Consider the following 25,424-nt stretch of genomic DNA (forward strand, 5'->3'; position numbering starts at 1 on the left):
TGATGGCCGTGCAAGACAGGATCTGAACCCCTTTGAGGGGCAATCTTGCTGAAAGATCCCCCCACGATGAACGATTTTTATCGTTAGCCCCGCCAGGGATATCGATATGCAATATGGGTATTTATAAAAAGTTTTTTATACCCGTAAAGTCTGTCCAACGTGCTTACCGGCACAACGCCATCTCTTATGAACGACGCCGAGCGACCCTCGTGCCGACCCTGGACGCAGCCCATGCCGTACCCTCTTGATCCCGTGCCGAGGCGCCAACCATGAGCTTCGACACCGCCTTCATGCTCAGCACCTTGCCGGCTTTCCTCAAGGCCGTGGGGGTGACCTTGCAGGTCGGGCTGATCGCCATCGCCACCTCGTTGCTGGTGGCGCTGGTCAACGCCACCTTGCTGGTATTGCGTACCCCGTACCTGTGGCGCCTGGTCAAGGGCTACGTCGAACTGGCACGCAACACGCCGTTGCTGATCCAGTTGTTCTTCGTCTACTTCGCGCTGCCGAGCCTGGGGCTGAAAGTCTCCGGCTTCAGCGCGGCAATCATCACCATGACCTTCATGGGCGGCGCCTACCTCACCGAGGTGCTGCGCGCCGGGGTCGAGGCGGTGCCAGCGGCGCAGCTGGAGTCGGGGCGCGCCATCGGCCTGTCCGAAGCCCAGCTGCTGCGCCATGTGATCCTGCCCCAGGCTGGCATCCTCAGCCTGCCGGCGCTGTTCGCCAACTTCGTGTTCCTGCTCAAGGAGACCACCGTGGTCTCGGCGGTGGCGGTGCCGGAGATCCTCTACACCACCAAGAACTACATCGCCCTGTACTACAAGACCTACGAGATGCTCGCCGTGCTGACCCTGTTGTGCGTGCTGATCTTCCTGCCGCTGTCGCTGCTGCTGCGCTACCTGGAACGGAGGCTGCAACATGGCCAGTTCGGGCTTTGAGCTGTTGCAGGTGTCGTTGCCGCAACTGGCGGCCGGCGCCGGGCAGACCCTGGCGATCTCGGCGCTGGGCATTGTCCTGGCGACCGTCGGCGGCGTGCTCTACGGCGTGTTGGCGAGCCTCGGCAATCGGCTGCTGAATGCCTTGTTGCAGGTGTACCTGGAGCTGTTCCGGGCGATCCCGGTGCTGGTCTGGTTGTACCTGGTGTTCTTCGGCCTGCCGATCTTCTTCGGCCTGAGCATTCCCGGTTTCTGGTGCGCGGTGCTGGTGCTGGGCCTGTGGGGCGCCAGCGAGGTCGGCGAGGTGGTGCGCGGCGCGTTGCGCTCGCTGCCCCGCGGCCAGCGCGAGGCCGGGCTGTCGATCGGCTTGTCCGGCTGGCAGCTGTACGGCTATGTGCTGCTGCCCCAGGCGCTCAAGCGCATGACCCCGCCGACCATCAACCTCTACACGCGCATCGTCAAGACCAGTTCGCTGGCGGTGCTGATCGGCGTGGTCGAGGTGATCAAGGCCGGCCAGCAGATCATCGAGCGCACCTACGAGTCGGTGCTGATCTACGGCGCGCTGTTCCTGTTCTTCTTCCTTGTCTGTTATCCGCTGTCCGCCGCCTCGCGCGTGCTGGAGCGGCGCTGGGCCCACGCATGAACCCATTGATCGAGTTCCAAGGCTTCAACAAGTTCTTCGGCCAGCACCAGGTGCTCGCCGACATCGACCTGCAGGTGCACGCCGGCGAGGTGGTGGTGATCCTCGGCCCCAGCGGCTGTGGCAAGAGCACCCTGCTGCGTTGCCTCAACGGGCTGGAGACGGCCCAGGGCGGCAGCCTGCGGCTGGCCGGCGAGGAACTGCTCGGGCCGGATACCGACTGGCGCCAGGTGCGCCAACGGGTCGGCATGGTGTTCCAGAGCTACCACCTGTTCGGCCACATGAGCGTGCTCGACAACCTGCTGCTCGGTCCGCTCAAGGTGCAGAAGCGCGAGCGCGCCGAAGCCCTGGCCCAGGCCGAGGCGCTGTTGGCGCGGGTGGGTTTGCTGGACAAGCGCGACGCTTTCCCGCGCCAGCTCTCCGGCGGCCAGCAGCAGCGCATCGCCATTGTCCGCGCGCTGTGCATGAACCCCCAGGTGATGCTGTTCGACGAGGTCACCGCGGCCCTCGACCCGGAGATGGTCAAGGAGGTGCTACAGGTGATCCAGGGCCTGGCCCGCGACGGCATGACCCTGCTCATCGTCACCCACGAAATGGCCTTCGCCCGCGCGGTGGCCGACCGCATCGTGTTCATGGAGGCCGGCAGGATCCTTGAACAGAATCACCCCGAGCACTTCTTCACCCGACCGCGAACCGCACGCGCGCAGCAGTTCCTGGAGAAATTCTCGTTCGTCGAAAGCCTGCCCACGTCATCGCAAAAGGAACTGTCATGAAGACTGCCCCGTTCGCCAAACTGCTCGCGCCCTTGCTCGGCCTGGCCCTGCTGGCCGGCTGCAACCAATCCGAGGCACCGGCCAAGCCCGCTGCCGCGTCGCCGGCCAGCAGCTACCTGGAAACCATCAAGGCCCGCGACAAGCTGATCGTCGGCGTGTTCACCGACAAACCGCCGTTCGGCTTCGTCGATGAAAGCGGCCGCTACGTCGGTTTCGACACCGACATCGGCCGGCGTTTCGCCAAGGACCTGCTGGGCGACGAGAACAAGGTCGAGTTCGTCGCCGTCGAGCCGGCCAGCCGCATTCCGTTCCTGCAGAGCGACAAGGTCGACCTGATCCTCGCCAACATGACCGTCACCCCGGAGCGCAAGGAGGTGGTGGACTTCACCAACCCCAACCTGCGCGTGGCGGTGCAAGCCCTCGTGGCCGACGGCAGCCCGGTGCGCAAGCTCGACGAGCTGGCCGACAAGACCATCATCGTCACCACCGGCACCACTGCCGATATCTGGCTGAGCAAGACCCATCCGGACTGGAAGCTGCTCAAGTTCGAGAAGAACACCGAGTCGCTGGCGGCCCTGGCCAACGGCCGTGGCGACGCCTACGCCCAGGACAACCTGATCCTGTTCAGCTGGGCCAAGCAGAATCCGGGCTATCGCGTGCTGCCGGACCTGCTGGGCGATGAAGCGCCGATTGCCCCGGCGGTGAAGAAGGGCAACACCGAGCTGCGTGACTGGGTGAACGCCGAGCTGGCCAAGCTGGGCGAGGAGCAGTATTTGCTCAAGCTGTACGACCAGTACGTGCGTAAAGAGCTGAGCGACGACACCAAGCCCGAGAGCGTGATCGTCGAAGGGGGCAAGTGGCAGGGGTGATTGTGTAACCGGGGCTACAACCCCCGGCAATTGAGCGATGGCCCCCTGTAGGCGCGGCCGCGATGCGGGCACTGCGGTGCATGGCATCCGCTGTGCTGGTGATCGCTACAGGGGTTGTGCAACGCGCTGGCCATTATTTGTCCGGCACCAGGCGCAACGTGCTCTGCGCCGGGATCACCCCCATCCGCGCCTTGTGGTAGCGCCCGTCGATGTAGTCCTGCGCCTGGTCGCCATAGTGCCGGTCGAACGGCACGCCGCTCTGCCCGACCGGGTTGATGGTCAGTGCCGCGCCGGCGTCGGCGAAATCGATCAGGCGGCGGGTGGATGGCCCGTAGGTGACAGGCCAGGGCGCCGGGCCGATCTTCGCCGACAGGTTGTTCGGCACCTCGTGGGTCCCCGGCGCGGCGTAGGGGCCGACATTGAACAACAGGTTCAGCGGCTTTTTCACGCCCAGCGGATGGTTGTGGGTGAGGGTGTGGGCCTTGCCCCATTGCCAGCTGGCCGGGTCCTTGCCCAAGGTCGCGCGCAGGTGCTTGAGGCTGCGCTGCCAGGCCAGGCGCACGATGGCGTTGCGATCGGTGTGTTCGTTGCTACCGCTCAGGTTCCACCAGGGCGATTCAGGATCGGCAGCCAGGCGAGGCAAAGCAGCGTCGATGGCACGGGTACTGATAAGCACCGCGAACCAGGTGTCGCCCAGTTCGTCGTGCAGGGCGGCGAACGCCAGCTCGTAGAGGAACTGGTTGAACAGCGTGGCGCTGGTGGAGTCCAGCGGGTAGTCGCCGCGCCAGGCCGCCAGTTGCTCGACCAGTTCTTTCTCTTCGTCGCCCTGGGCGACGTTGCGCAAGGTGCCGAGCAGCGGTGCCAGCGTACGCGGGCCATAGTCGGTGCTGGTGTCCAGCTGCAGGGCCTGGCTGTTCTGGGTGTCCCACTTGATGTCCGGGTCGCGTAACAGGCGATCGAGCTGGTGCCCCCGGTCGGCCAGGTTGTAGTAGCCGGGCACGGGCAGGGCGCCCGGTGGCTGGTAATTGGCCGAAACGATGTAGCCACTGGCCGGGTTCTCCTGTTGCGGATTGGCGCTGAACGGGTAGAAGCCCGGCTTGTCGGCCTGGCCGCTGGCGCCATCGAGAATGAACGCCGGGTTGACGCCGTCCGGGCGGATTGGCAGCCGCGCCGCCGCCCACCAGCCGATATCGCCGCGGGCATTGGCCCATACCAGGTTCAGCCCCGGTGCCTGGACCTTGGCTGCCGCCTCGCGCATCTTGGCCAGGGTGTCGGCGCGGTTGATCTGGTAGAAACCCTCGAGTATCGGGTTGTCAGTTTCCAGGAAGGCCCACCACATGGCGATGGGCGTCGGGCCAGCGGTGTCGCCAAGCACGCTGTTGACGATCGGACCGTGGGGCGAGCGGCGCAAGGTGATGCTGGCCGGCTCCGCGTCCTTGACTGCGATTTTCTGCTCGGACTTTTCCAGTGGCTGCCATTTGCCGTCGACCATCACCTGCTCGGGGTCCTGCGGATTGGTCCGCTCCGCGATCAGGTCGACGTCGTCGTTCTGGAACATGGTCAGGCTCCAGCCAAAGTCGCGGTTGTGGCCGAGCAGGGCGAACGGGTTGAGGGCCTGGAAATAGCCATACAGGCTGAAGCCTGGCGCCGACAGCTCGGCCTCGTACCACACCGCCGGCACGGCGAAGCTGATATGCGGGTCGCCGGCCAGCAACGGCCGGCCACTGTGGGTACGGCTGCCGGCCACGGCCCAGGCGTTGCTGCCCTCGAACTGCGGGATGCCGGCATCGCCCAGGGCATCCTGGCTGAGCCGCGCCAGTCGCTCCAGGCCGCGCCAGTCAGTGGCGGCCAGGGGCGAGCCCAGGGCACCGTTGGGTTGCCAGTCGAGGTCGAAGATCTTCAGGTACTCGGCGCCGAGCTGGTCGCGGATGTAGGTCAGCGCCGGCTCGGTGCGAAACGCCGCGGCAAAGCTGTAGGCCAGGTAACCGGCAATGCTCAGGGTGTCTTCGGCGCTGAAGGGCCGTGGCGCGATGCCGAGCAGGTCGAACTCCATCGGCTTAGGGTGGCTGGCCTGCCACTGGTTGATGCCATCCAGGTAGGCCAGCAGCGCCTGCCAGGCCGGCGCTTGCGGGTCTTGTCGCTGCACCATCAGCGCCGCCTGGTCGCGGATGCGTAGGCTGCGGAACAGGGTATCGGTGGCCAGCAGCTTGGCGCCCAGCACCTCGGCCAGTTCGCCGCGGGCCAGGCGGCGCATGATTTCCATCTGGAACAATCGGTCCTGGGCGTGCACGTAGCCCAGGGCGCGATAGAGGTCTGCCTGGTTCTGCGCTTGCAGGTGCGGTACGCCACGGGCGTCGTAGCGCACGCTGACCGGCGCCTGTAGCCCGGCGACGGCCACTTCGCCCTCACGTTGCGGCTGCTTGCCCTGCACGTACCAGTAACCGGTGCCAGCGGCGGCCACGGCGATCACCACCGCCAGCAGGGTCAGGCTGCGCTTCATCGAGACTCCTTGTGCATTCGAGGGTTAAATGTGGTCCGATCATCGACGCAATCGCGAACTGAGCATAGTCCCCTGACAGGAGTTTCCATGTCCCTCAGCGAAAAACAGAAGATGTTGGCCGGCCAGCTCTACCATGCCGGTTGCCCCGAACTGCAGGCCGAACAGATCGCCAACAAGCACTGGATGCACCGCTACAACAGCAGCGTCGAGTTGCTCAACGACGCGCGCCACGGCCTGCTGCTCGAGCATTTCGGCCAGGTCGGCGACGGTGCGGTGATCCGCCCGCCGTTCCATTGCGACTACGGCTACAACATCAGCATCGGCGCCAACAGCTTCATGAACTTCAACTGCGTGATCCTCGATGTGCTGCCGGTGCGCATCGGTGCCGACTGCCAGATCGGCCCGGCGGTGCAGATCTACACCGCCGACCACCCCATGGACGCGGAGCTTCGCCGCAGTGGCCTGGAGAGCGGGCGGCCGGTGAGCATCGGCGACAACGTGTGGATCGGCGGCGGGGCGATCATCCTGCCCGGGGTGAGCATTGGCGATAACGCCGTGGTCGGCGCCGGCAGCGTGGTGACCCGCGATGTACCGGCAGGGGCGGTGGCGGTGGGCAACCCGGCGCGGCTGCGTCAGCCGGCCCAGGGGCAGTAGCAGCCCAGCGCGAGGGTGTTGGAGGCCTGGACCCGGCGCCCTTGTTCCAGTGCCTTGAGGATCGGCTCGATGAAACTGTTGCTCGAGTTGCACACCGCGCCTTCGCTGTAGGGGCCGAAATAGGCGAGGTTGCCTGCGGGGTCCCAGATCGCCACGGCGGGCGTGGCGGGCAGCCGTTCACTGCCGGGCAGGCTGGCCAGGGGCTTGAGGGCGGTGAGGTTGGCGGGGAGCTGGCCGTGGCTGGCGGGTTTTTGCACCACGTAAAAGCGCACGCCCCGTGGGACGAACTGCGCGACCAGCTCGCCCAGGTGCTGCTGGTTGCCGACATTGCAGGGGCAGGCCGGGTCCCAGAAATGCATCACGCGGATCGGGCCGGGGCCAGCCAGCTCGGCTGGCAGGCGCAGTTGGCTGCCATCGAAGAAGGTCGCCTGGTTGTCGAATGGGCGCAAGTAGCGGCGCTGGAAGCTGTCGTAGGCCCACCACAGGGCGGCAGCGCAGAGCAGCAGTGCAAGAAGTGTGAACAATCGCTTGGCCATAGGTGCCTTGGCGCGCTGTGCGTGGGAGCGGGCTTGCCCCGCGATGGCCGCTGTTCAGCCATCGTCCCCAGCAGGTCGCGTGGTTCGTTGAAAAAGGCGCCAAGCTTGCCATGGCGCGGCCCAGAGCTGAATATCGCAGATCAATACTCGCTGCACTTCGGATCTACCCATGCCTGCCAGTTTTCACCCCGACCTGCTGCGCACCAGCCTGTCGCCCCTCACCGCGCGCCAGCCGTTGTCCGCCCAGGGCCAGGCCTACCAGCGCTTCTACGGCCTGGACCTGCCCGCGCACAGCTGGCTGGGCGGTTTCCAGGCGGCGGGCTTCGACCTGGTCGGCCAGGCCTGGCTGCCCGAGCAGGCGCAGGCCACGCTGTTCCTGTTGCACGGCTACTACGACCACATGGGCCTGTACCGTCATGTGATCGCCTGGGCGCTGCGCCAGGGTTTTGCGGTGATCGCCTGCGACCTGCCGGGGCATGGCTTGTCCAGTGGCGAGCGGGCCAGCATCGACGATTTCGGGCGTTACCAGCAGGTGCTCGATGCCTTGTTCGAGCAGGCGCGCCAGCTCGGCCTGCCGCGGCCCTGGCACCTGTGCGGGCAGAGTACCGGTGGGGCGATCGTGGTCGATCATCTGTTGCTGCATGGCGAGCAGAGCCCGGCGGACGGCGAGGTGATCTTGTTGGCGCCGCTGGTTCGCCCGCGCGCCTGGCACTGGTCCAAGCTCAGCTATTGCCTGTTGCGTCACTTCGTCGATGGTATCGAGCGGCGCTTCAGCGAGAACACCAACGACCCGGCCTTCCTGGCGTTTCTCCAAGCCGACCCGCTGCAGCCACGGCGCCTGCCGACTGCCTGGGTCGGGGCATTGGTGCAGTGGATCCGGCGTATCGAGGCGGCGCCGCGCAGCCCGCGGCGACTGCTGATCGTGCAGGGCGAGGCGGACGGCACGGTGGACTGGCCCTACAACCTGCAGGTGCTCAAGGCCAAGTTCGCCGAGCCGCAGATCCTCATGCTGCCCGAGGCGCGGCATCACCTGGCCAATGAACTGCCCGGCATTCGCCAGCGCTACTTCGACTTCATCGGCCAGCGGCTGGGCTGATCACTTCAGCTCGGCGGCGTTCTGGCCCACCGCCAGGGCGGCGCGCACCGCGCTCACCGCGGCCTTGTAGTAGGCCTGGCCGTCGCTGGACTCGGCGAAGCTGGCGAATTGCTCGAGCTCGGCATCGGAGAGGTCGCGGTAGACATACAGCAAGGTGTTGTTCAGGTCTTCGCCCACCTGGTTCATCAGCCGTTGGCGCTGGCCGTCGAGCAGGTTCTGGGCCTGGCCGCCGCCAAACAAGCCAGGCAGCATCGAGCTGAGGCTGTCGGCGGCCACCCCGGCGATGGCCAGGCTGACTTCGGCACCGGCTTCGCGCGCGGGCAGGGCCTGGGCCAGGTGGCCAACGATCAGCAGGCGGTTGTCGCTGGCCTGGATCTTCGGCAGGCCCTTGGCGTTCTTCGCCAGCTGGTCCTTGCGCGTGGCCAGCAGCTCGGCGGCCACCACCTTGCGCCCCAGCGGCGACTGGAAGAACGCCAGGGCCGGCGTCGGGTTACCCAGGTTGGCGCGCAGTTGCGCCTGGGCGCGACGATCCATGGCCTGGGCCTGGAAGCGCTGGTTGCTGTTGTTGACCAGGGCTTGGTAGACGGCAGGCGGCAGGCTGTTGCGGTAGCGCTGCTGGGCGGCGCTCACGGCATCGTTGAAATGGGCGCGCTGGTCGGGCCAGCCGGCGGCCTTGTACAGTTGGTCGAGGCTGTCTGCCCAGACAGGCATGGTGCAGGTCAGCAGCACTAGCAGGGAAAACAAACGGCGCATTCAGGACTCCTGTCGGCAGGCGGCTATTGTCCGTGGCGTGGCGGGGCTTTGTCGAGACGCCAATGGCGGTTCCTGACCAAGTGGCGCTGTGCGAGTGACGGGCGAATGGATATGATGCGCCATGCACAATCCTTCCGAACATTCGCTGCTGTCGGCCATCGTCGACGACCTGGCCGCCCGTGGCTGGTCGCAGCAATCCCTATTCCTGCCCGCCGAGCTGTCGCGCGGGCTCGCCGCCGAGTGCCGACGCCGCTACGCCGAAGGTGAGCTCAACCCCGCCGGGGTCGGGCGCGGCGCCGCGCAGGAGATCCGCGAGGCGATTCGCGGCGACCAGATCCAGTGGATCGACCCTGGGGAATCGGACGTCTGCGACCGTTACCTGGGCAAGATGGATGGCTTGCGCCAGGCCATCAACCAGGGGTTGTTCCTGGGGTTGGAGGATTTCGAATGCCACTTTGCCTTGTACCCGCCGGGGGCGTTCTACAAACGCCACCTCGATCGCTTCCGCGACGATGACCGGCGCATGGTCTCCGCCGTGCTCTACCTCAACGAGGGCTGGCAGGTGGACGACGGCGGGCAGTTGCGCATGTTCCTGGCCGAGGGCGTCGAGCACGACGTGCAACCGCTCGCCGGTAGCCTGGTGGTGTTCCTCTCCGGCGATGTGCCCCATGAAGTTCTGCCGGCCGGGCGCGAGCGCCTGTCGTTGACCGGCTGGTTCCGGCGCCGCGGCAATGACCCGTTCTGAGCGACCGAAGGTGCTGGTCAGCGCCTGCCTGCTGGGCCAGCCGGTGCGCTACGACGGCCGGGCCAGTGGCCATCCCGACCTGCTGCAACGCTGGCAGGCCGAGGGCCGGGTGGTGCCGTTGTGCCCGGAGGTTGCCGGTGGCTTGCCGACGCCACGCCCGCCTGCGGAGATTGCGGGCGGGCAGGGTGGTCAGGTGCTGGACGGGCAGGCCCAGGTGCTGACCGTGACAGGCGAGGACGTCAGCGCGGCGTTCATGGCCGGGGCGCAACTGGCGCTGGCGCTGGTGCGCCGGCATGGCATCGGCGTGGCGGTGCTCAAGTCCGCTAGCCCGTCGTGCGGCAATCGGTTGACCTATGACGGCAGCTTCACGGGCGTGAAGGTGACGGGGGAAGGGGTGACCACGGCGTTGCTGCGACGCGAAGGGGTGCTGGTGTTCAGCGAGCTGGAACTGGACCAGGCGGCGCAGGCCCTGAGCCACGCCGAGCTGTAGGCGCCAGCCTTGCTGGCGAACGGCGCCGCAGCGTTTTCAGGGCTGTTCGCCAGCAAGGCTGGCGCCTACGGGAACCACTTCTGTTCCAGCTCGGCCAGGCGCCCATTGTCCTTGAGCCGCTGCAAGGCATTGTTCAGCGCGCTTTCGAATGCCGGATTGTCCTTCTGGAATGGAATCACCAGGTGCTGGTCGCCAAAGGGCTGGCTGGCGCTCAACGCGGGTGGGCGTTGGTTTTGTGCATCGGGCTTGTCGACCGTGATGTCGACCTTGCCGCTCTCTACCCCCGCCAGCGCTTGCGCAGCGGGCGTTTCGATGAACTCGGCGCGCAGGTCCAGCTCCCGGGCCAAGGCCTGGCCAAGCTCGATATCGAAGCCGGTCAGGTGTTCGTCCTGCTTGAAGGCATAGGGCGCGGCGTCGCTTTGTACCGCTATGCGCAACTCCCCCCGGTCGTTGATTTCATCGATCAGTTCGGCCTGGGCCAGTGGAGTGAACAGTGCTGCCAGCAGTACGCCAGTGGTCAAGCGCATGAGAGCCCCTTTGTTGTTTGGCAGGAGGGTTTCATCCGCCGGTGCTTTGTGCGTGCGCCGGTCGAACGCAGCCTATGACCTCGGCCCAAGCCTTATGTTTGCCATGCCGCGCAAATATTTGCGCGGTGATTTTTGAACCACTCGAGGTGCAGGTGGACTATGGTGAAGTACCGCTGCACTTCGTTTAAGTGACAGCGGTCAATTGAAGTGAATCACAGGAGAAGTGAATGAAAAGCCTATTTTCGCGTGCTGCCGTCGCCGGTCTGCTGATGGGGGTGTCGGTGTTCGCCAGTGCCGCGGATGCCCTGAAGAGCCAGCAGCCACCGGAAGGCGCCAAGGTCTTCATCGTTTCCCCGGCCGACGGGGCCACGGTCGACAAGACCTTCACCGTCAAGTTCGGCATCGAAGGCATGGGCCTGAAGCCCGCTGGCGACCAGACCCCGCACACCGGGCATCACCACCTGCTGGTGGACGTGGACAAGGCGCCGGTCGCCGACATGCCGCTGCCGACCAGCCTGATGCCGGAGAACAACGCACCCTTGCCGGCCGGCCCGCAGGTGCTGCACTTCGGCAAGGCGCAGACCGAGGCGACCATCACCCTGACCCCAGGCAAGCACACCCTGCAACTGGTGCTGGGCGACATGTACCACGTGCCGTTCAAACCGAGCGTCGAGTCGCAGAAGATCACAGTAGACGTGAAGTAAGCGTGTAGGAGCCTTGCTGGCGAACGCAAGGCGACGCCTTGCGCCTGCAACCGCGTCGCCTGTTTCGCCAGCAAGGCTGGCTCCTACAGGTGAAACCGAGGGCGCAAAAAAGGGAGGCCACCAGGGCCTCCCTTTTTCATGCCGCAGGAAAAATCAGAACAGAACGCGCGAGCGGATGGTGCCCTTCACGTGCTGCAGTTTTTCCTGGGCCAGGTCCGAGTACTCGGCGTCGACGTCGATCACCACGTAACCCACTTTCTCGTCGGTCTGCAGGAACTGGCCGGAGATGTTGATGCCGTTCTCGGCGAACACCTTGTTGATCTCGCTGAGCACGCCCGGGATGTTTTCGTGGATGTGCAGCAGACGGTGCTTGCCCGGGTGCGCCGGCAGGGCCACTTCGGGGAAGTTGACCGACGAAACCGAGGTGCCGTTGTCGCTGTACTTGACCAGCTTCTCGGCCACTTCCAGGCCGATGTTGGCCTGGGCCTCGGCGGTGGAACCACCGATGTGCGGGGTCAGGATCACGTTGTCCAGGCCACGCAGCGGGCTTTCGAACTCTTCGTCGTTGGAGCGCGGCTCGACCGGGAACACGTCGATGGCGGCGCCGATCAGGTGCTTGTCCTTGATCGCGGCGGCCAGGTGGTCGAGCTCGACCACGGTGCCACGGGCGGCGTTGATCAGGATCGCGCCCTTCTTCATCGCGCGGATTTCCTTCTCGCCGATCATCCACTGGGTGGATGGCAGCTCGGGCACGTGCAGCGAGACGATGTCGGCCAGGCCCAGCAGTTCGTTCAGGCTGGGGACCTGGGTCGCGTTGCCCAGCGGCAGCTTGGTCAGCGGGTCGTAGAAGTACACCTGCATGCCCAGGCTCTCGGCCAGGACCGACAATTGGGTGCCGATCGAGCCGTAGCCGACGATACCCAGCTTCTTGCCGCGGATCTCGAACGAGTTGGCCGCGCTCTTGATCCAGCCGCCACGGTGGCAGGAGGCGTTTTTCTCAGGGATACCGCGCAGCAGCAGGATCGCTTCGGCCAGCACCAGCTCGGCCACCGAGCGGGTGTTGGAGTACGGCGCGTTGAACACGGCAATGCCGCGCTCGCGGGCAGCGCCCAGGTCGACCTGGTTGGTACCGATGCAGAAGCAGCCGACCGCGACCAGTTTCTTCGCACAGTCGAAGACCTCTTCGGTCAGCTGGGTGCGCGAGCGGATGCCGATGAAGTGGGCATCTGCGATCTTTTCCTTCAGTTCGGCGTCTGGCAGCGAACCGGTGAGGTACTCGATATTGGTGTACCCGGCAGCCTTCAGGGTATCCACCGCATTCTGGTGGACGCCTTCAAGAAGAAGGAACCTGATCTTGCTCTTGTCGAGAGAAGTCTTGCTCATCTGCGTAAACCTGTATCCCGGAGAAAAATGGCGAGGGGGGGTGAAGCGGCGCGGCGTCGGCCTTAGCACGAACAGCGGGAGGGCTATGCTAGCATACGCGACTCAATCTGAGCTTATCCCGACAGGTGAAGCGTGCTCAGGGTGACTATGAATAAGTCGAGAGTTCCCGCGATGACCCAGTCCGTGGTAATTGATGAACTGATGACCCTGGTCGACCCTGGCAAGGTCCTCACCGACCCCGCCTCGCTCGACACCTACGGCAAGGACTGGACCAAGCACTATCCGCCCGCGCCCAGCGCCATCGTCTTTCCCAAATCCATCGAGCAGGTCCAGGCCATCGTCCATTGGGCCAACCGCCACAAGGTCGCCCTGGTGCCTTCCGGCGGGCGTACCGGGCTGTCGGGCGCCGCAGTGGCCGCCCACGGCGAAGTGGTGGTGGCCTTCGACTACATGAACCAGATCCTCGCCTTCAGCCCGTTCGACCGCACCGTGGTCTGCCAGCCTGGGGTGATCACTCGCCAGTTGCAGCAGTACGCCGAGGATCAGGGGCTGTACTACCCGGTGGACTTCGCCTCCAGCGGCTCCAGCCAGGTGGGCGGCAATATCGGCACCAATGCCGGGGGGATCAAGGTGATTCGCTACGGCATGACCCGCAACTGGGTGGCCGGGTTGAAGGTGGTCACTGGTCGGGGCGAGTTGCTCGAACTGAACAAGGATCTGATCAAGAACGCCACCGGCTACGACCTGCGCCAGCTGTTCATCGGCGCCGAGGGTACCCTGGGCTTCGTGGTCGAGGCGACCATGCGCCTGGACCGCGCGCCGCGCAACCTCACCGCCATGGTACTGGGCACGCCCGACTTCGATGCGATCATGCCGGTGTTGCATGCCTTCCAGGGCAAGCTCGACCTGACTGCCTTCGAGTTCTTCTCCGACAAGGGCCTGGCCAAGATCATGGCCCGCGGCGACGTGCCGGCGCCGTTCGCCACCCAGTGCCCGTTCTACGCCCTGCTGGAGTTCGAGGCCAGCACCGAGGAGGTGGCCAACGAGGCGCTGGCCACCTTCGAGCACTGCGTCGAGCAAGGCTGGGTGCTGGACGGGGTGATGAGCCAGAGCGAGACGCAGCTGAAGAACTTGTGGAAGCTGCGCGAATACCTGTCCGAGACCATCTCCCACTGGACCCCGTACAAGAACGACATCTCCGTCACCGTGTCCAAGGTGCCGGCGTTCCTGCGCGAGATCGATGCCATCGTCGGCGAGCACTACCCCGACTACGAAGTGGTCTGGTACGGCCATATCGGCGACGGCAACCTGCACCTGAACATCCTCAAGCCCGACGCCATGAGCAAGGACGACTTCTTCGCCTCGTGCGCCAAGGTCAACAAATGGGTGTTCGAGATCGTCGAGCGCTACAACGGCTCGATCTCCGCCGAACACGGCGTGGGCATGACCAAGCGCGACTACCTGGGCTACAGCCGCTCGCCGGAGGAAATCGCCTGCATGAAGGCGATCAAGGCAGTGTTCGACCCGAACGGCATCATGAATCCGGGTAAGATCTTCGCTCCCGAATAAAAAGCAGTGTTCACAGGAGTCGGCCATGAGTTACCAGCACCAGTACGTAGACGGCACGCGCATTCACTTCCCGCTGGGCAAGGTGGTGTGCATTGGCCGCAACTACGCCGAGCATGCCAAGGAACTGGACAACCCTATCCCCAGCGAACCGCTGCTGTTCATCAAGCCGGGCAGTTGCGTGGTGCCCCTGGAAGGCGGCTTCAAGATCCCTGCCGAGCGCGGTGCGGTGCACTACGAAGCGGAGATCGCCGTGCTGCTGGGCAAGCCGCTGTCCACTCATCCTTCCGAGGAAGAGGTGCTCGACGCCATCTCCGGTTTTGCCCCGGCGCTCGACCTGACCCTGCGCGACGTGCAGGCGAAGCTGAAGGAAAAGGGCCTGCCGTGGGAGCTGGCCAAGTGCTTCGACGGCGCCTGCGTGCTGCCGCCTTTTGTTTCGGCAGGTACCTTCGAGGACCTGGCCGACATCGGCATTCGCCTGACCATCAATGGCCAGGTGCGCCAGGACGGCAACAGCGCGCTGATGCTCAACCCCATCGTGCCGATGATCCAGTACATGGCGGCGCAGTTCTCGCTGCAGGCCGGCGATGTGATCCTCACCGGCACTCCGGCGGGTGTGGGGCCGTTCACTGTGGGGGATGAGCTGGTGCTGGAGCTCCCCGGCGCCAGCCGCTTCGAAGGCCGGGTGCTCTGACCCGGCCCCGCCCAGGTCCAGGTAGGCGCCGGCGTAGCCGGTGCCATCCTCAGCGTCGCCTGGTTCGCCAGCAAGGCTGGCTCCTACAGGCTTTGCCTGTGCGTTTACCGTTTTTTCACACCTTATCCGGATAATGCGCGAAACTTCGCCTATTTCTTCCAGGACCCTTGCATGCCGTCTCCCGCCAGTGCCCCGATTCCTGCCAAGCGCCGCTTCTATCGGCGCTGGCCCTTTGCCTTGGCTGTGGCAGCGTTGATCGGCTATGGGGTGGTGATGGCCATGCACTGGGACGACCGCGGCCTTTTGTGGATAAAAGAAGGCTTCGAGAGCCAGGCTGAACGCCAGGAAAGCATCTGGTTGCCAGACTATGTGGCAGACATCGATGCCAAGCCATTGCCTGGCATGGAGCGTGACGAGGCGTCCGATCTGGCCTACAGCCCGAAAACCCGCACGCTGTTCTCGGTAATGGGCAAGCATCCGTTCCTCGTCGAGCTGAACCTCGAAGGCGATGTCCTGCGCAAGATGCCCCTGGTCGGCTGGGCCAACCCCGAAGGGGTCGCGGTGCTCGAGGATGGCCAGATCGCCATCGTCGATGAGCGTAACCATGACCTGACGGTGGTCAAGGTAGACGCCGGCACCACCTCGCTCAACCGCGCCGATTACCCGAGCCACGACCTGGGGGACGCCGCCAACGGCAACAAGGGCTTCGAGGCCATTGCCTGGGATGTGCTGCGCCAGCGTCTGGTCATCGGCGAGGAGCGTCCGCCGAAGCTGTACACCTGGAACACCGATGGTCGCAGCCCCTTGCAGGGTGACAAGCAACCGCTGCCCAGCGACGAGTTGGACCTGCGCAACCTGTCGGCCCTGGGTGTCGACCCGCGCACCGGCCACCTGCTGGTGCTTTCGGCCGACTCCAACCTGCTGCTGGAGCTGGACGAGCAGGGCGAGCAAGTCAGCTTCATGACCCTGCTGGGCGGCTTCAATGGCCTGGAGGACACCATCCCGCGGGCCGAGGGCGTGGCCATGGACGAGCGAGGCACGCTGTATATCGTCAGTGAACCGAATCTGTTCTATCGCTTCAGAAAACCCTGACAGCACTCTCAGCCATTGCTGATGATGGCATTAAGCTTTGCTTCAGTTGATAGTGGTTAGATGCGTGCTCCTTCAGCCGAGTCTGCCACCATGCGCCGTCCCTTTCGCCTGCTTTTGCTCTTCATCGTGTTCGTGCCATTGCTCGTGCTGGGCGTGGCCGGCCACGAATTCCGCCTGTTCGAGCGCGGCTGGTTCAACCTCAAGACCTGGTGGCAGCCGGCCGAGCAGAGCATGGGCCTGGACCGTTACCAGGTGCTGATCGAGGCGCAGCCCGTCGCGGGGCTGGACGACGATATCTCGGCGCTGACCTACGACCCTGACCGCAAGAGCCTGTTCACCGTCACCAACGCCAAGTCGGAACTGATCGAGCTGTCGCTGGACGGGCGTATCCTGCGGCGGGTGCCGCTGACCGGCTTCGGCGACCCCGAGGCGGTGGAGTACGTGGGCCCCAACAGCTATGTGATAACCGACGAACGCGAGCAGCGGCTGATACGTGTGCGCCTGGACGATGACACCTTGTTCCTCGACGCCAGCGATGCCGAACAGCTGTCCCTGGGCATTGGCCTGAACGGCAACAAGGGTTTCGAGGGCTTGGCCTACGACTCGGCCGGCAAGCGCCTGTTCGTGGCCAAGGAGCGCGACCCGATGATGATCTACGAGGTGCACGGCTTCCCCCACGACAATCCCGACAAACCCTATGCCGTGCACGTGGTGCAGGACCGCAAGCGTGACCGCCGGCTGTTCGTGCGTGACTTGTCCAGCTTGCAGTTCGACGAGCGCAGCGGGCACCTGCTGGCGCTGTCGGACGAGTCGCGGCTGGTATTGGAACTGGATGTCAAAGGTCGGCCGTTGAGCACCCTGTCGCTGCGCAAGGGCTTTCAGGGCTTGCAGGCGACGGTGCCGCAGGCGGAGGGGATCGCGATGGACGAGGCGGGGACCATCTACCTGGTCAGTGAGCCGAACCTGTTCTACGTGTTCAAGCAGCCTTGATGCCATCGCGGCGCAAGCCCGCCCCCACATTGCCTGTGGCAGCGGGCTTGCCTGGCCTGTTTACTCGGCCTTGAGGGTCTTCACGCCTTCAGCGGTACCCAGCAGCAGCACATCGGCTGGGCGCGCGGCGAACAGGCCGTTGGTGACCACGCCGACGATGGCGTTGATCTGGCTTTCCAGCGCCACCGGGTCGCTGATCTGCAGGTTGTGCACATCGAGGATGACGTTGCCGTTGTCGGTGACCACGCCTTCGCGATAGACCGGGTCGCCGCCCAGCTTGACCAGCTGGCGCGCGACGTGGCTGCGGGCCATCGGGATCACTTCGACCGGCAGCGGGAAGGCGCCGAGCACCGGCACCAGCTTGCTGGCGTCGGCAATGCAGATGAAGGTCTTGGCCACTGCCGCGACGATCTTCTCGCGGGTCAGGGCCGCGCCGCCGCCCTTGATCAGGTTGAGGTGGGCGTCGCTTTCGTCGGCGCCGTCGACGTAGAACTCCAGCTCGCTGACGCTGTTCAGCTCGTATACCGCAATGCCGTGGCCCTTCAGGCGCTGGGCGGTGGCCTCGGAGCTGGCGACGGCGCCGTCGAAGGCGCTCTTGTGCTGGGCCAGGGCGTCGATGAAGAAGTTGGCGGTCGAGCCGGTGCCGACACCGACGACGCTTTTGTCGTCCAGTTTCGGCAGGATGAGGTCGACGGCGGCCTGGGCGACGGCCTGTTTGAGTTGGTCCTGGGTCATGCGGGCTCCGGGAGGGGCGGGCGGATATCGAAAGTTGCCTAGTATAACGGCTCGCGCGGCGTTGCTGTGGTCGCCCGACGTAGCGCTGCGGTAGACTCCCAGCCCTTGTCCCGCGGCCCAGTGAAGCTTTCCGATGCTCGAACAGTACGTCAAGAAGATCCTCACCTCGCGCGTCTACGACGTTGCCGTCGAAACCCCGCTGCACAGCGCCGGGCAATTGAGCAAGCGCCTGGGCAACACGGTGCTGCTCAAGCGCGAGGACCTGCAGCCGGTGTTCTCGTTCAAGATCCGTGGGGCCTACAACAAGCTGGCGCAGCTCAGTGCCGAGGAACTGGCCCGCGGCGTGGTCACCGCCTCGGCCGGCAACCACGCCCAGGGCGTGGCCCTGGCGGCCCGCGAACTGGGGATCAAGGCGACCATCGTGATGCCCAAGACCACCCCGGAGATCAAGGTCGAAGGCGTGCGTTCGCGGGGCGGCAAGGTGGTGCTGCACGGCGACTCCTTCCCCGAGGCGCTGGCCTACTCGCTGAAGCTGGTCGAGGAAAAAGGCTTCGTCTACATCCACCCCTACGACGACCCGCACACCATCGCCGGGCAGGGCACGGTGGCCATGGAGATCCTGCGCCAGCACCCGGGCCAGCTGGACGCGATCTTCGTGCCGGTCGGCGGCGGCGGCCTGATCGCCGGCATCGCCGCCTACGTGAAGTACCTGCGCCCGGAAATCAAGGTGATCGGTGTCGAACCGGACGATTCCAACTGCCTGCAGGCCGCCATGGCCGCCGGTGAGCGCGTGGTGTTGCCCCAGGTCGGGCTGTTCGCCGATGGCGTGGCCGTGGCGCAGATCGGCCAGCACACCTTCGACATCTGCCGTCATCACGTGGATGAGGTGATCACCGTCAGTACCGACGAGATCTGCGCGGCAATCAAGGATATCTACGACGATACCCGCTCGATCACCGAGCCTGCCGGCGCTTTGGGCGTAGCCGGGATCAAGAAGTACGTCGAGCTCAAGGGCGTTGCCGGGCAGACCCTGGTGGCCATCGACTCAGGCGCCAACGTCAATTTCGACCGCCTGCGCCACGTGGCCGAGCGCGCCGAACTGGGTGAGAAGCGCGAGGCGATCATCGCCGTGACCATTCCCGAGCGTCCGGGCAGCTTCAAGGCCTTCTGCGAGGCCATCGGCAAGCGCCAGATCACCGAATTCAACTACCGCAAGCACACCTCCGACGAGGCGCACATCTTCGTTGGCGTGCAGACCCACCCGGAAACCGACCCGCGTGCCGCCTTGGTGCAGCAACTGGGCGAGCAGGGCTTCCCGGTAACCGACCTGACCGACAACGAACTGGCCAAGCTGCATATTCGCCACATGGTCGGCGGCCACTCGGCCGGGGCCAGCGACGAGATGGTGCTGCGCTTCGAATTCCCCGAGCGACCGGGTGCGCTGTTCAACTTCCTCAACAAGCTGGGTGGGCGCTGGAACATCTCGATGTTCCACTACCGCAACCACGGCGCCGCCGATGGCCGCGTGGTCGCGGGCCTGCAAGTGCCGGAGGAAGAACGCCACCTGGTGCCGGCGGCACTGGCCAAGATCGGCTACCCCTACTGGGACGAAACCGAGAACCCGGCGTACCGGCTATTCTTGGGCTGAACACGCCACACCGGCCCCGTGGGCGCGGCGGCACGCCGATGCGACGTGCCCCGCGATGCGGCCATCAGCAAGAAGGACGAACGCAAAATGGAACACCTGACCACCCTCAAGACCCTGCACATCCTCGCCACCGCCGTGCTGCTGCTCGGCGCCCTGGGCCTGGCGACCTGGACCTGGCTGGCCCGCCGCAAGGGTGACCGCGAGGCCTATGCCAAGCTGCTGCGCCGGCCGCTGCTGTTCGTCTGGCTGCTGATGGGCCTGTGCCTGGTGAGCATGCCGTTCACCGGCTGGTGGCTGGTGCACCTGGTGGGTTGGCCCCTGGGGCAGACCTGGGTGCTGGCCTCCAGCGTCATCTACAGCGTTGGCGCGTTCGCCGTGTGGTGGTTGCTGGTGCGCCTGAACCGCCTGCGCAAGGCCGAGGCGGTGGGCCTGAAGTTCACCCTGGCGTTGGCGCTGTTCAGTGGTGTGTGCTTCCTGTCCATCGCCGGCCTGATGGGCGCCAAGCCAGTCTGAAGGCCTGCGCCCACCTGGAAGAGCCAGCCTTGCTGGCGCGCTCGACGGCGATTCGCCAGCAACGCTGGCTCTTCCCGTGCAACACGGCGTTTTCAGCGCGCCGCAGATAAGCGTGGCGGGCGCGTTGCTGCGCGCTCGGGCTTTGTGGAACAATGCGGCGACATGCGTTTGCGAGGTTGCTGCCGTGATCGACCCGGATGGTTTTCGCCCCAATGTCGGGATCATTCTTACGAATGATGCCGGGCAGGTGCTATGGGCTCGGCGGATCAACCAGGATGCCTGGCAGTTTCCCCAGGGTGGCATCAACCCTGATGAAACGCCGGAAGACGCCCTGTACCGCGAGCTGAACGAAGAAGTGGGCCTGGAGCGCGAGGATGTGGAAATTCTTGCCTGCACCCGTGGCTGGTTGCGTTATCGTTTACCCCAGCGCCTGGTGCGCACCCACAGCCAACCGCTGTGCATCGGCCAGAAACAGAAGTGGTTCCTGCTGCGCCTGGTGAGCAACGAGCAACGGGTACGCATGGACCTCACCGGCAAACCGGAATTCGACGGCTGGCGCTGGGTCAGCTACTGGTATCCGCTGGGCCAGGTGGTGACATTCAAGCGCGAGGTGTACCGACGCGCCCTGAAAGAGCTAGCCCCGCGCCTGCTGACGCGCGACTGACGACGGAGTCCGACCCCGAGCCATGCTCAATACGCTGCGCAAGATCGTCCAGGAAGTGAACTCCGCCAAAGATCTCAAGACGGCGTTGGGGATCATTGTCTTGCGCGTCAAGGAAGCCATGGGCAGCCAGGTCTGCTCGGTGTACCTGCTCGACCCGGACAGCAACCGCTTCGTGCTGATGGCCACCGAGGGCCTGAACAAGCGCTCCATCGGCAAGGTCAGCATGGCCCCCAACGAGGGCCTGGTCGGCCTGGTCGGCACCCGCGAGGAGCCGCTCAACCTGGAGAACGCCGCCGACCACCCCCGCTACCGCTACTTCGCCGAGACCGGCGAAGAGAAATTCGCCTCCTTCCTCGGTGCGCCGATCATCCACCACCGCCGGGTGGTCGGGGTGCTGGTCATCCAGCAGAAGGAGCGCCGCCAGTTCGACGAGGGCGAGGAAGCCTTCCTGGTCACCATGAGCGCCCAGCTCGCCGGGGTGATCGCCCACGCCGAGGCCACCGGCTCGATCCGTGGCCTGGGGCGCCAGGGCAAGGGCATTCAGGAGGCGCGCTTCGTCGGCGTGCCGGGTTCGCCCGGCGCGGCGGTCGGCCGTGCCGTGGTGATGCTGCCCCCCGCCGACCTGGAAGTGGTGCCGGACAAGACCGTCGAGGACATCGACAACGAACTGAAACTGTTCAACAACGCCCTTGAAGGCGTGCGCGAGGACATGCGCAAGCTGTCGGCCAAGCTGGCCACCCAGCTGCGCCCCGAGGAGCGCGCGCTGTTCGATGTGTACCTGATGATGCTCGAGGACGCCGCCCTCGGTGGCGAGGTGATCGAGGTCATCAAGACCGGCCAGTGGGCCCAGGGCGCGCTGCGCCAGGTGGTCGGCGAGCACGTCAACCGCTTCGAACTGATGGACGACGACTACCTGCGCGAGCGTGCCTCCGACGTCAAGGACCTCGGCCGGCGCCTGCTCGCCTACCTGCAGGAAGCGCGCTCGCAGTCGCTGGTGTACCAGGACAACACCATCCTGGTCAGCGAGGAGCTGACCCCGGCCATGCTTGGCGAGGTGCCGGAAGGCAAGCTGGTGGGCCTGGTGTCGGTGCTCGGCTCGGGTAACTCCCATGTGGCGATCCTCGCCCGGGCCATGGGCATTCCCACCGTCATGGGCCTGGTCGACCTGCCGTATTCGAAGGTCGATGGCATCGAGCTGATCGTCGACGGCTACAAGGGCGAGGTGTTCACCAACCCCGGCGAAGTGCTGCGCAAGCAGTACAGCGACGTGGTCGAGGAGGAGCGCCAACTGGCCAAGGGCCTCGACGCCCTGCGCGAGCTGCCCTGCATCACCCCTGACGGCCATCGCATGCCGCTGTGGGTCAACACCGGCCTGCTCGCCGATGTCGCCCGCGCCCAGCAGCGTGGCGCCGAGGGCGTCGGCCTGTACCGCACCGAAGTGCCGTTCATGATCAACCAGCGCTTCCCCAGCGAGAAGGAACAGCTGGCGATCTACCGCGAGCAGTTGCAGGCCTTCCACCCGCTGCCGGTGACCATGCGCAGCCTCGACATCGGCGGCGACAAGTCGCTGTCGTACTTCCCGATCAAGGAAGAGAACCCGTTCCTTGGCTGGCGCGGCATTCGCGTGACCCTCGACCACCCGGAAATCTTCCTGGTGCAGACCCGCGCCATGCTCAAGGCCAGCGAGGGCCTGAACAACCTGCGCATCCTGCTGCCGATGATTTCCGGCATCCACGAGCTGGAAGAAGCCCAGCACCTGATCCACCGCGCCTGGGGCGAGGTGCGGGACGAAGGTACCGACGTGCCGATGCCGCCGGTGGGGGTGATGGTGGAGATTCCGGCCGCGGTGTACCAGACCCGCGAACTGGCGCGCCAGGTGGACTTCCTGTCGGTCGGCTCCAACGACCTGACCCAGTACCTGCTGGCGGTGGACCGCAACAATCCACGGGTCGCCGACCTCTACGACTACCTGCACCCGGCGGTGCTGCAAGCGTTGCAGACGGTGGTCAGCGTCGCCCACGAGGAAGGCAAGCCGGTGAGCATCTGCGGCGAAATGGCCGGGGACCCGGCGGCGGCGATCCTGTTGATGGCCATGGGCTTCGACAGCTTGTCGATGAACGCCACCAACCTGCCGAAGGTCAAGTGGATGCTGCGCCAGGTCAACCTGGGCAAGGCCCGCGAGTTGCTGGCCGACGCCATGAGCCACGACAACCCGCAAGTTATCCACAGCTCGTTGCAACTGGCGCTGAAGAACCTTGGCCTGGCGCGGATGATCGGGCCGAACAAGACCCTCTGATTCGCGGCGCCTGGACGGGCCCTTTCGCCGGCAAAGCCGGCTCCTACGACGGTCGCGGCGTTACGCCTATCCTGTAGGAGCCGGCTTTGCCGGCGAACCGTCCGTAAACCACCTCAAACCTCCAGGCTGACCTCCCCGAGGTGCCCGCCAAACGGCCCGAAACTGCGCTCGACCATCCGCCGCCGCCCCTGGCCGTCCACGATCAGCACCGTGCTCGCCCGCGTCCCGTAGTTCTGGCTGGCAATGAACACGCTCGACAGCAGTCGCTCGGTGGCCAGCCCCACTCCAGTCTCAGGTAGGTCGCCGTCCAACGCAGGCTGTGTATCGCCCAGCAGCGCCAATAGCCGCTGTGGATCGGCGCTCTCAAGCAATCCCTCCAACCCACTGCGGGCCTTCACCAGCTTCGGCCAAGGCGTATCCAGCCCGGCATTCGACAGCCCGTAGACCCCGGCGTCCAACAAGCGTGGCGCCGGCTCTCGGCCATGCAGGTAGCCCAGCCGCTCGCTGTCTCCCACCAGCAGGTTGAACCCCGCGTAGTGCCCGCTACGGCTGGCCACCTGGTCCAGGTAGGCCTCCACCCCCAGCTCGCCTTGCAGGTACGCCGCCACCAACTCGCCCCGTGAGCGCGGCCCCACCGGCTGGCCTGGGGCGCGGATGTTGGTCAGCGCCGCGAAGCGCCCGCCCGGGCCGATACCCAGCCAGGTGCCGCCGGCTTCCAGGTCGCGCCCGGCATGCACCCCCGGGGCATCCTCCCAGGCGGCCAGGGCCTGGGTCGGCCGGGCATAGAACTCGTCGCGGTTGGCCGCGACGATCAGCGGCAAGGCATGCCCCGGCCGCCAGGCGAATACGATCAGGCACATAGGTTGTCCCCTGTGTTTTCGGCCACTCTACCCGCGCTGCCGGCCGCTATCCATCATCTGACACAGAGTTCACTAGAGCGCCGGGCTTGGCTTCCGTTACCATGCCGGATTGTTTTCCACAGGGGCGGCGAATGGAATTCGTACTGTATCTGCTGTTGGGTGCCTGCGCCGGAGTGCTGGCCGGGCTGTTCGGCGTGGGCGGCGGCATCATCATCGTGCCGGTGCTGGTGTTCAGTTTCACCCTGCAGGGCTTCGACCCGGCAGTGCTGACCCACCTGGCCGTCGGTACCTCGCTGGCGACCATCGTCTTCACCTCGATCAACGCCGTGCTCGAGCACCAGCGCAAGGGCGCGGTGCAGTGGCCGATCTTCGCCTGGATGACCCTGGGCATCCTGCTCGGCGCGCTGGTCGGGGCCAAGACCGCCTCGTTGATCCAGGGCCCGATACTGCAGAAGATCATCGGCGTGTTCGCCCTGGTGATCGCCGTGCAGATGGCCCTGGACTTCAAGCCCAAGGCCAGCCGCGGCATCCCCGGCAAGCCGGGCCTGAGTGCCGCTGGCGGGGTGATCGGCTGGGCCTCGGCGATCTTCGGCATCGGTGGCGGCTCCTTGACCGTGCCGTTCCTGACCTGGCGCAGCCTGCCCATGCAGCAGGCGGTGGCGACTTCGTCGGCCTGCGGCCTGCCGATCGCCCTGGCCAGTGCCCTGAGCTTCATGTGGCTGGGCTGGCACGAAACCCACCTGCCGGCGCACAGCCTCGGTTACGTATACCTGCCGGCGCTGCTCGGCATCGCCGTGACCAGCATGTTCTTCGCCCGCTTCGGTGCGCGCCTGGCGCACAAGTTGTCGCCGCGTCTGCTCAAGCGCCTGTTCGCCGCGTTGCTGTTCTGCGTCGGCCTGAGCTTCCTGATTTGAACCAAGAGGAATAACCATGCTGCCTTACCCGCAGATCGACCCCGTGGCCGTGGCCCTCGGGCCGCTGAAAATCCACTGGTACGGCCTGATGTACCTGATCGGCATCGGCGGCGCCTGGCTGCTGGCCTCGCGCCGGCTGAACCGCTTCGACCCGAGCTGGAACCGCGAGAAACTCTCCGACCTGGTGTTCTGGTTGTCGATGGGGGTGATCGTCGGCGGCCGCCTGGGCTACGTGCTGTTCTACGACCTGCACCAGTACCTGGCCAACCCGACGCTGATCTTCGAGGTGTGGAAGGGCGGCATGTCGTTCCACGGCGGCTTTATCGGCGTGATGCTGGCGGCGCTGTGGTTCGGCAAGCGCAACAACAAGTCGTTCTTCGAGCTGATGGACTTCGTCGCCCCGCTGGTGCCGATCGGCCTGGGCGCCGGGCGCATTGGCAACTTCATCAACGCCGAGCTGTGGGGCAAGGCCACCGATGTGCCGTGGGCCATGGTGTTCCCGCCGTTCAGCGACCCGGCCCAGTTGCCACGTCACCCGTCGCAGCTGTACCAGTTCGCCCTCGAAGGTGTGGCATTATTCGCCATCCTTTGGCTGTACTCGCGCAAGCCGCGCCCGACCATGGCGGTTTCCGGCATGTTCGCGCTGTTCTACGGCATTTTCCGCTTCATCGTGGAGTTCGTGCGGGTACCCGACGCCCAGCTCGGCTACATCGCCTTCGGCTGGTTGACCATGGGTCAGTTGCTCTGCGTGCCGATGATCGTCGGCGGCATCTTCCTGATCTGGCTGGCCTACAACCGCAAACCGACGGCCAAGGCCACCGTTTGATTCCCACGGCAGGGGCGATCCCCC

General features: G+C 65.5%; 26 protein-coding genes. 19 read left to right on the forward strand and 7 right to left on the reverse strand.

Features of this window, described 5'->3' with window-relative positions; all coding sequences use genetic code 11:
* The first annotated feature begins 269 nt into the window (after nucleotides 1-269).
* From KSS95_RS04190 to KSS95_RS04205, 4 genes are read left to right on the forward strand one after another with little or no spacing between them, the layout of a single operon-like run.
* Nucleotides 270-935 (forward strand): amino acid ABC transporter permease, encoded by a 666-nt coding sequence (locus tag KSS95_RS04190; protein WP_217851915.1) that lies wholly within the window; start codon nucleotides 270-272, stop codon nucleotides 933-935.
* A complete protein-coding gene (locus KSS95_RS04195) occupies nucleotides 916-1,575 on the forward strand; it encodes an amino acid ABC transporter permease (RefSeq protein WP_217851917.1) in 660 nt (219 codons plus the stop codon). The genes KSS95_RS04190 and KSS95_RS04195 overlap by 20 nt, the downstream gene beginning before the upstream one ends.
* Entirely contained in the window at nucleotides 1,572-2,345 is a 774-nt protein-coding gene (locus KSS95_RS04200) for an amino acid ABC transporter ATP-binding protein (RefSeq protein WP_217851919.1), read from the forward strand. The genes KSS95_RS04195 and KSS95_RS04200 overlap by 4 nt, the downstream gene beginning before the upstream one ends.
* Complete coding sequence (locus KSS95_RS04205; RefSeq protein ID WP_217851921.1) at nucleotides 2,342-3,214, forward strand: transporter substrate-binding domain-containing protein; 873 nt, start codon at nucleotides 2,342-2,344, stop codon at nucleotides 3,212-3,214. The genes KSS95_RS04200 and KSS95_RS04205 overlap by 4 nt, the downstream gene beginning before the upstream one ends.
* Before the next feature lie 133 nt (nucleotides 3,215-3,347).
* Here KSS95_RS04205 and KSS95_RS04210 read toward each other — a convergent pair whose 3' ends face one another.
* Complete coding sequence (locus KSS95_RS04210; RefSeq protein WP_217851923.1) at nucleotides 3,348-5,714, reverse strand: penicillin acylase family protein; 2,367 nt, start codon at nucleotides 5,712-5,714, stop codon at nucleotides 3,348-3,350.
* An 87-nt stretch (nucleotides 5,715-5,801) separates the two neighbouring features.
* Between KSS95_RS04210 and KSS95_RS04215 the strand changes: the two genes are divergently transcribed.
* A complete protein-coding gene (locus KSS95_RS04215; protein WP_217851925.1) occupies nucleotides 5,802-6,368 on the forward strand; it encodes a sugar O-acetyltransferase in 567 nt (188 codons plus the stop codon).
* On the opposite strand, the gene KSS95_RS04220 is transcribed toward KSS95_RS04215, so the two are convergent.
* Nucleotides 6,347-6,904: a DUF6436 domain-containing protein gene (locus tag KSS95_RS04220; RefSeq protein ID WP_217851927.1), complete on the reverse strand. Its 558-nt coding sequence runs from the start codon at nucleotides 6,902-6,904 to the stop codon at nucleotides 6,347-6,349. The two genes, KSS95_RS04215 and KSS95_RS04220, sit on opposite strands and share 22 nt — an antisense overlap.
* Before the next feature lie 169 nt (nucleotides 6,905-7,073).
* Here KSS95_RS04220 and bipL point away from each other — a divergent pair, with 169 nt between their 5' ends.
* Nucleotides 7,074-8,000, forward strand: coding sequence for a phospholipase BipL (bipL, locus tag KSS95_RS04225; protein WP_217851929.1), 927 nt, complete (start codon nucleotides 7,074-7,076; stop codon nucleotides 7,998-8,000).
* On the opposite strand, the gene KSS95_RS04230 is transcribed toward bipL, so the two are convergent.
* A complete protein-coding gene (locus KSS95_RS04230; RefSeq protein WP_217851931.1) occupies nucleotides 8,001-8,753 on the reverse strand; it encodes a DUF2059 domain-containing protein in 753 nt (250 codons plus the stop codon).
* 121 nt (nucleotides 8,754-8,874) lie between these two features.
* On the opposite strand from KSS95_RS04230, the gene KSS95_RS04235 reads away from it, so the two are divergent.
* Together KSS95_RS04235 and KSS95_RS04240 are read left to right on the forward strand one after the other, a co-directional pair.
* Nucleotides 8,875-9,498: a 2OG-Fe(II) oxygenase gene (locus KSS95_RS04235; protein WP_217851933.1), complete on the forward strand. Its 624-nt coding sequence runs from the start codon at nucleotides 8,875-8,877 to the stop codon at nucleotides 9,496-9,498.
* A complete protein-coding gene (locus tag KSS95_RS04240; RefSeq protein ID WP_217851935.1) occupies nucleotides 9,485-9,988 on the forward strand; it encodes a 2-thiouracil desulfurase family protein in 504 nt (167 codons plus the stop codon). Before KSS95_RS04235 ends, KSS95_RS04240 begins: the two co-directional genes overlap by 14 nt.
* A gap of 65 nt (nucleotides 9,989-10,053) precedes the next feature.
* On the opposite strand, the gene KSS95_RS04245 is transcribed toward KSS95_RS04240, so the two are convergent.
* Complete coding sequence (locus KSS95_RS04245; RefSeq protein WP_217851937.1) at nucleotides 10,054-10,515, reverse strand: transporter substrate-binding domain-containing protein; 462 nt, start codon at nucleotides 10,513-10,515, stop codon at nucleotides 10,054-10,056.
* A 227-nt stretch (nucleotides 10,516-10,742) separates the two neighbouring features.
* Here KSS95_RS04245 and KSS95_RS04250 point away from each other — a divergent pair, with 227 nt between their 5' ends.
* Nucleotides 10,743-11,219 (forward strand): DUF4399 domain-containing protein, encoded by a 477-nt coding sequence (locus KSS95_RS04250; protein ID WP_217851939.1) that lies wholly within the window; start codon nucleotides 10,743-10,745, stop codon nucleotides 11,217-11,219.
* 153 nt (nucleotides 11,220-11,372) lie between these two features.
* On the opposite strand, the gene serA is transcribed toward KSS95_RS04250, so the two are convergent.
* Entirely contained in the window at nucleotides 11,373-12,602 is a 1,230-nt protein-coding gene (gene serA, locus KSS95_RS04255) for a phosphoglycerate dehydrogenase (RefSeq protein WP_217851941.1), read from the reverse strand.
* A 171-nt stretch (nucleotides 12,603-12,773) separates the two neighbouring features.
* Here serA and KSS95_RS04260 point away from each other — a divergent pair, with 171 nt between their 5' ends.
* The 4 genes from KSS95_RS04260 to KSS95_RS04275 all read left to right on the forward strand — a co-directional run bounded on the left by KSS95_RS04260 (nucleotide 12,774) and on the right by KSS95_RS04275 (nucleotide 16,944).
* Nucleotides 12,774-14,171, forward strand: coding sequence for a D-2-hydroxyglutarate dehydrogenase (locus KSS95_RS04260; protein ID WP_217851943.1), 1,398 nt, complete (start codon nucleotides 12,774-12,776; stop codon nucleotides 14,169-14,171).
* A gap of 25 nt (nucleotides 14,172-14,196) precedes the next feature.
* Nucleotides 14,197-14,862 carry a fumarylacetoacetate hydrolase family protein gene (locus tag KSS95_RS04265; RefSeq protein ID WP_217851945.1) on the forward strand — a complete coding sequence of 222 codons (666 nt, stop codon included), beginning with the start codon at nucleotides 14,197-14,199 and terminating at the stop codon, nucleotides 14,860-14,862.
* A gap of 171 nt (nucleotides 14,863-15,033) precedes the next feature.
* Nucleotides 15,034-15,954 (forward strand): SdiA-regulated domain-containing protein, encoded by a 921-nt coding sequence (locus tag KSS95_RS04270; RefSeq protein WP_217851947.1) that lies wholly within the window; start codon nucleotides 15,034-15,036, stop codon nucleotides 15,952-15,954.
* A 90-nt stretch (nucleotides 15,955-16,044) separates the two neighbouring features.
* Nucleotides 16,045-16,944, forward strand: a complete 900-nt coding sequence (locus tag KSS95_RS04275; RefSeq protein ID WP_217851949.1) for an SdiA-regulated domain-containing protein — start codon at nucleotides 16,045-16,047, stop codon at nucleotides 16,942-16,944.
* A gap of 60 nt (nucleotides 16,945-17,004) precedes the next feature.
* Here KSS95_RS04275 and rpiA read toward each other — a convergent pair whose 3' ends face one another.
* Nucleotides 17,005-17,679: a ribose-5-phosphate isomerase RpiA gene (rpiA, locus tag KSS95_RS04280; protein WP_217851951.1), complete on the reverse strand. Its 675-nt coding sequence runs from the start codon at nucleotides 17,677-17,679 to the stop codon at nucleotides 17,005-17,007.
* Between the two features lie 133 nt (nucleotides 17,680-17,812).
* On the opposite strand from rpiA, the gene ilvA reads away from it, so the two are divergent.
* From ilvA to ptsP, 4 genes are all read left to right on the forward strand, one after another.
* Nucleotides 17,813-19,327 carry a threonine ammonia-lyase, biosynthetic gene (gene ilvA / locus KSS95_RS04285; RefSeq protein WP_134694061.1) on the forward strand — a complete coding sequence of 505 codons (1,515 nt, stop codon included), beginning with the start codon at nucleotides 17,813-17,815 and terminating at the stop codon, nucleotides 19,325-19,327.
* Nucleotides 19,328-19,414: 87 nt separating this feature from the next.
* Entirely contained in the window at nucleotides 19,415-19,840 is a 426-nt protein-coding gene (locus KSS95_RS04290) for a DUF2269 domain-containing protein (protein ID WP_217851953.1), read from the forward strand.
* A 184-nt stretch (nucleotides 19,841-20,024) separates the two neighbouring features.
* Nucleotides 20,025-20,504 carry an RNA pyrophosphohydrolase gene (locus tag KSS95_RS04295; protein ID WP_029614755.1) on the forward strand — a complete coding sequence of 160 codons (480 nt, stop codon included), beginning with the start codon at nucleotides 20,025-20,027 and terminating at the stop codon, nucleotides 20,502-20,504.
* Nucleotides 20,505-20,526: 22 nt separating this feature from the next.
* Nucleotides 20,527-22,800, forward strand: a complete 2,274-nt coding sequence (ptsP, locus tag KSS95_RS04300) for a phosphoenolpyruvate--protein phosphotransferase (RefSeq protein WP_217851955.1) — start codon at nucleotides 20,527-20,529, stop codon at nucleotides 22,798-22,800.
* Between the two features lie 113 nt (nucleotides 22,801-22,913).
* Here ptsP and KSS95_RS04305 read toward each other — a convergent pair whose 3' ends face one another.
* Nucleotides 22,914-23,660 (reverse strand): NRDE family protein, encoded by a 747-nt coding sequence (locus KSS95_RS04305; protein ID WP_217851957.1) that lies wholly within the window; start codon nucleotides 23,658-23,660, stop codon nucleotides 22,914-22,916.
* Nucleotides 23,661-23,791: 131 nt separating this feature from the next.
* Between KSS95_RS04305 and KSS95_RS04310 the strand changes: the two genes are divergently transcribed.
* Together KSS95_RS04310 and lgt are read left to right on the forward strand one after the other, a co-directional pair.
* On the forward strand, nucleotides 23,792-24,574 hold the full coding sequence (locus KSS95_RS04310) for a sulfite exporter TauE/SafE family protein (protein ID WP_217851959.1): 783 nt from the start codon (nucleotides 23,792-23,794) through the stop codon (nucleotides 24,572-24,574).
* Between the two features lie 16 nt (nucleotides 24,575-24,590).
* Nucleotides 24,591-25,400, forward strand: coding sequence for a prolipoprotein diacylglyceryl transferase (gene lgt, locus KSS95_RS04315; protein WP_217851961.1), 810 nt, complete (start codon nucleotides 24,591-24,593; stop codon nucleotides 25,398-25,400).
* The last annotated feature ends 24 nt before the right edge of the window (nucleotides 25,401-25,424 follow it).

The organism is Pseudomonas muyukensis (assembly GCF_019139535.1).
Lineage (GTDB): Bacteria > Pseudomonadota > Gammaproteobacteria > Pseudomonadales > Pseudomonadaceae > Aquipseudomonas > Aquipseudomonas muyukensis.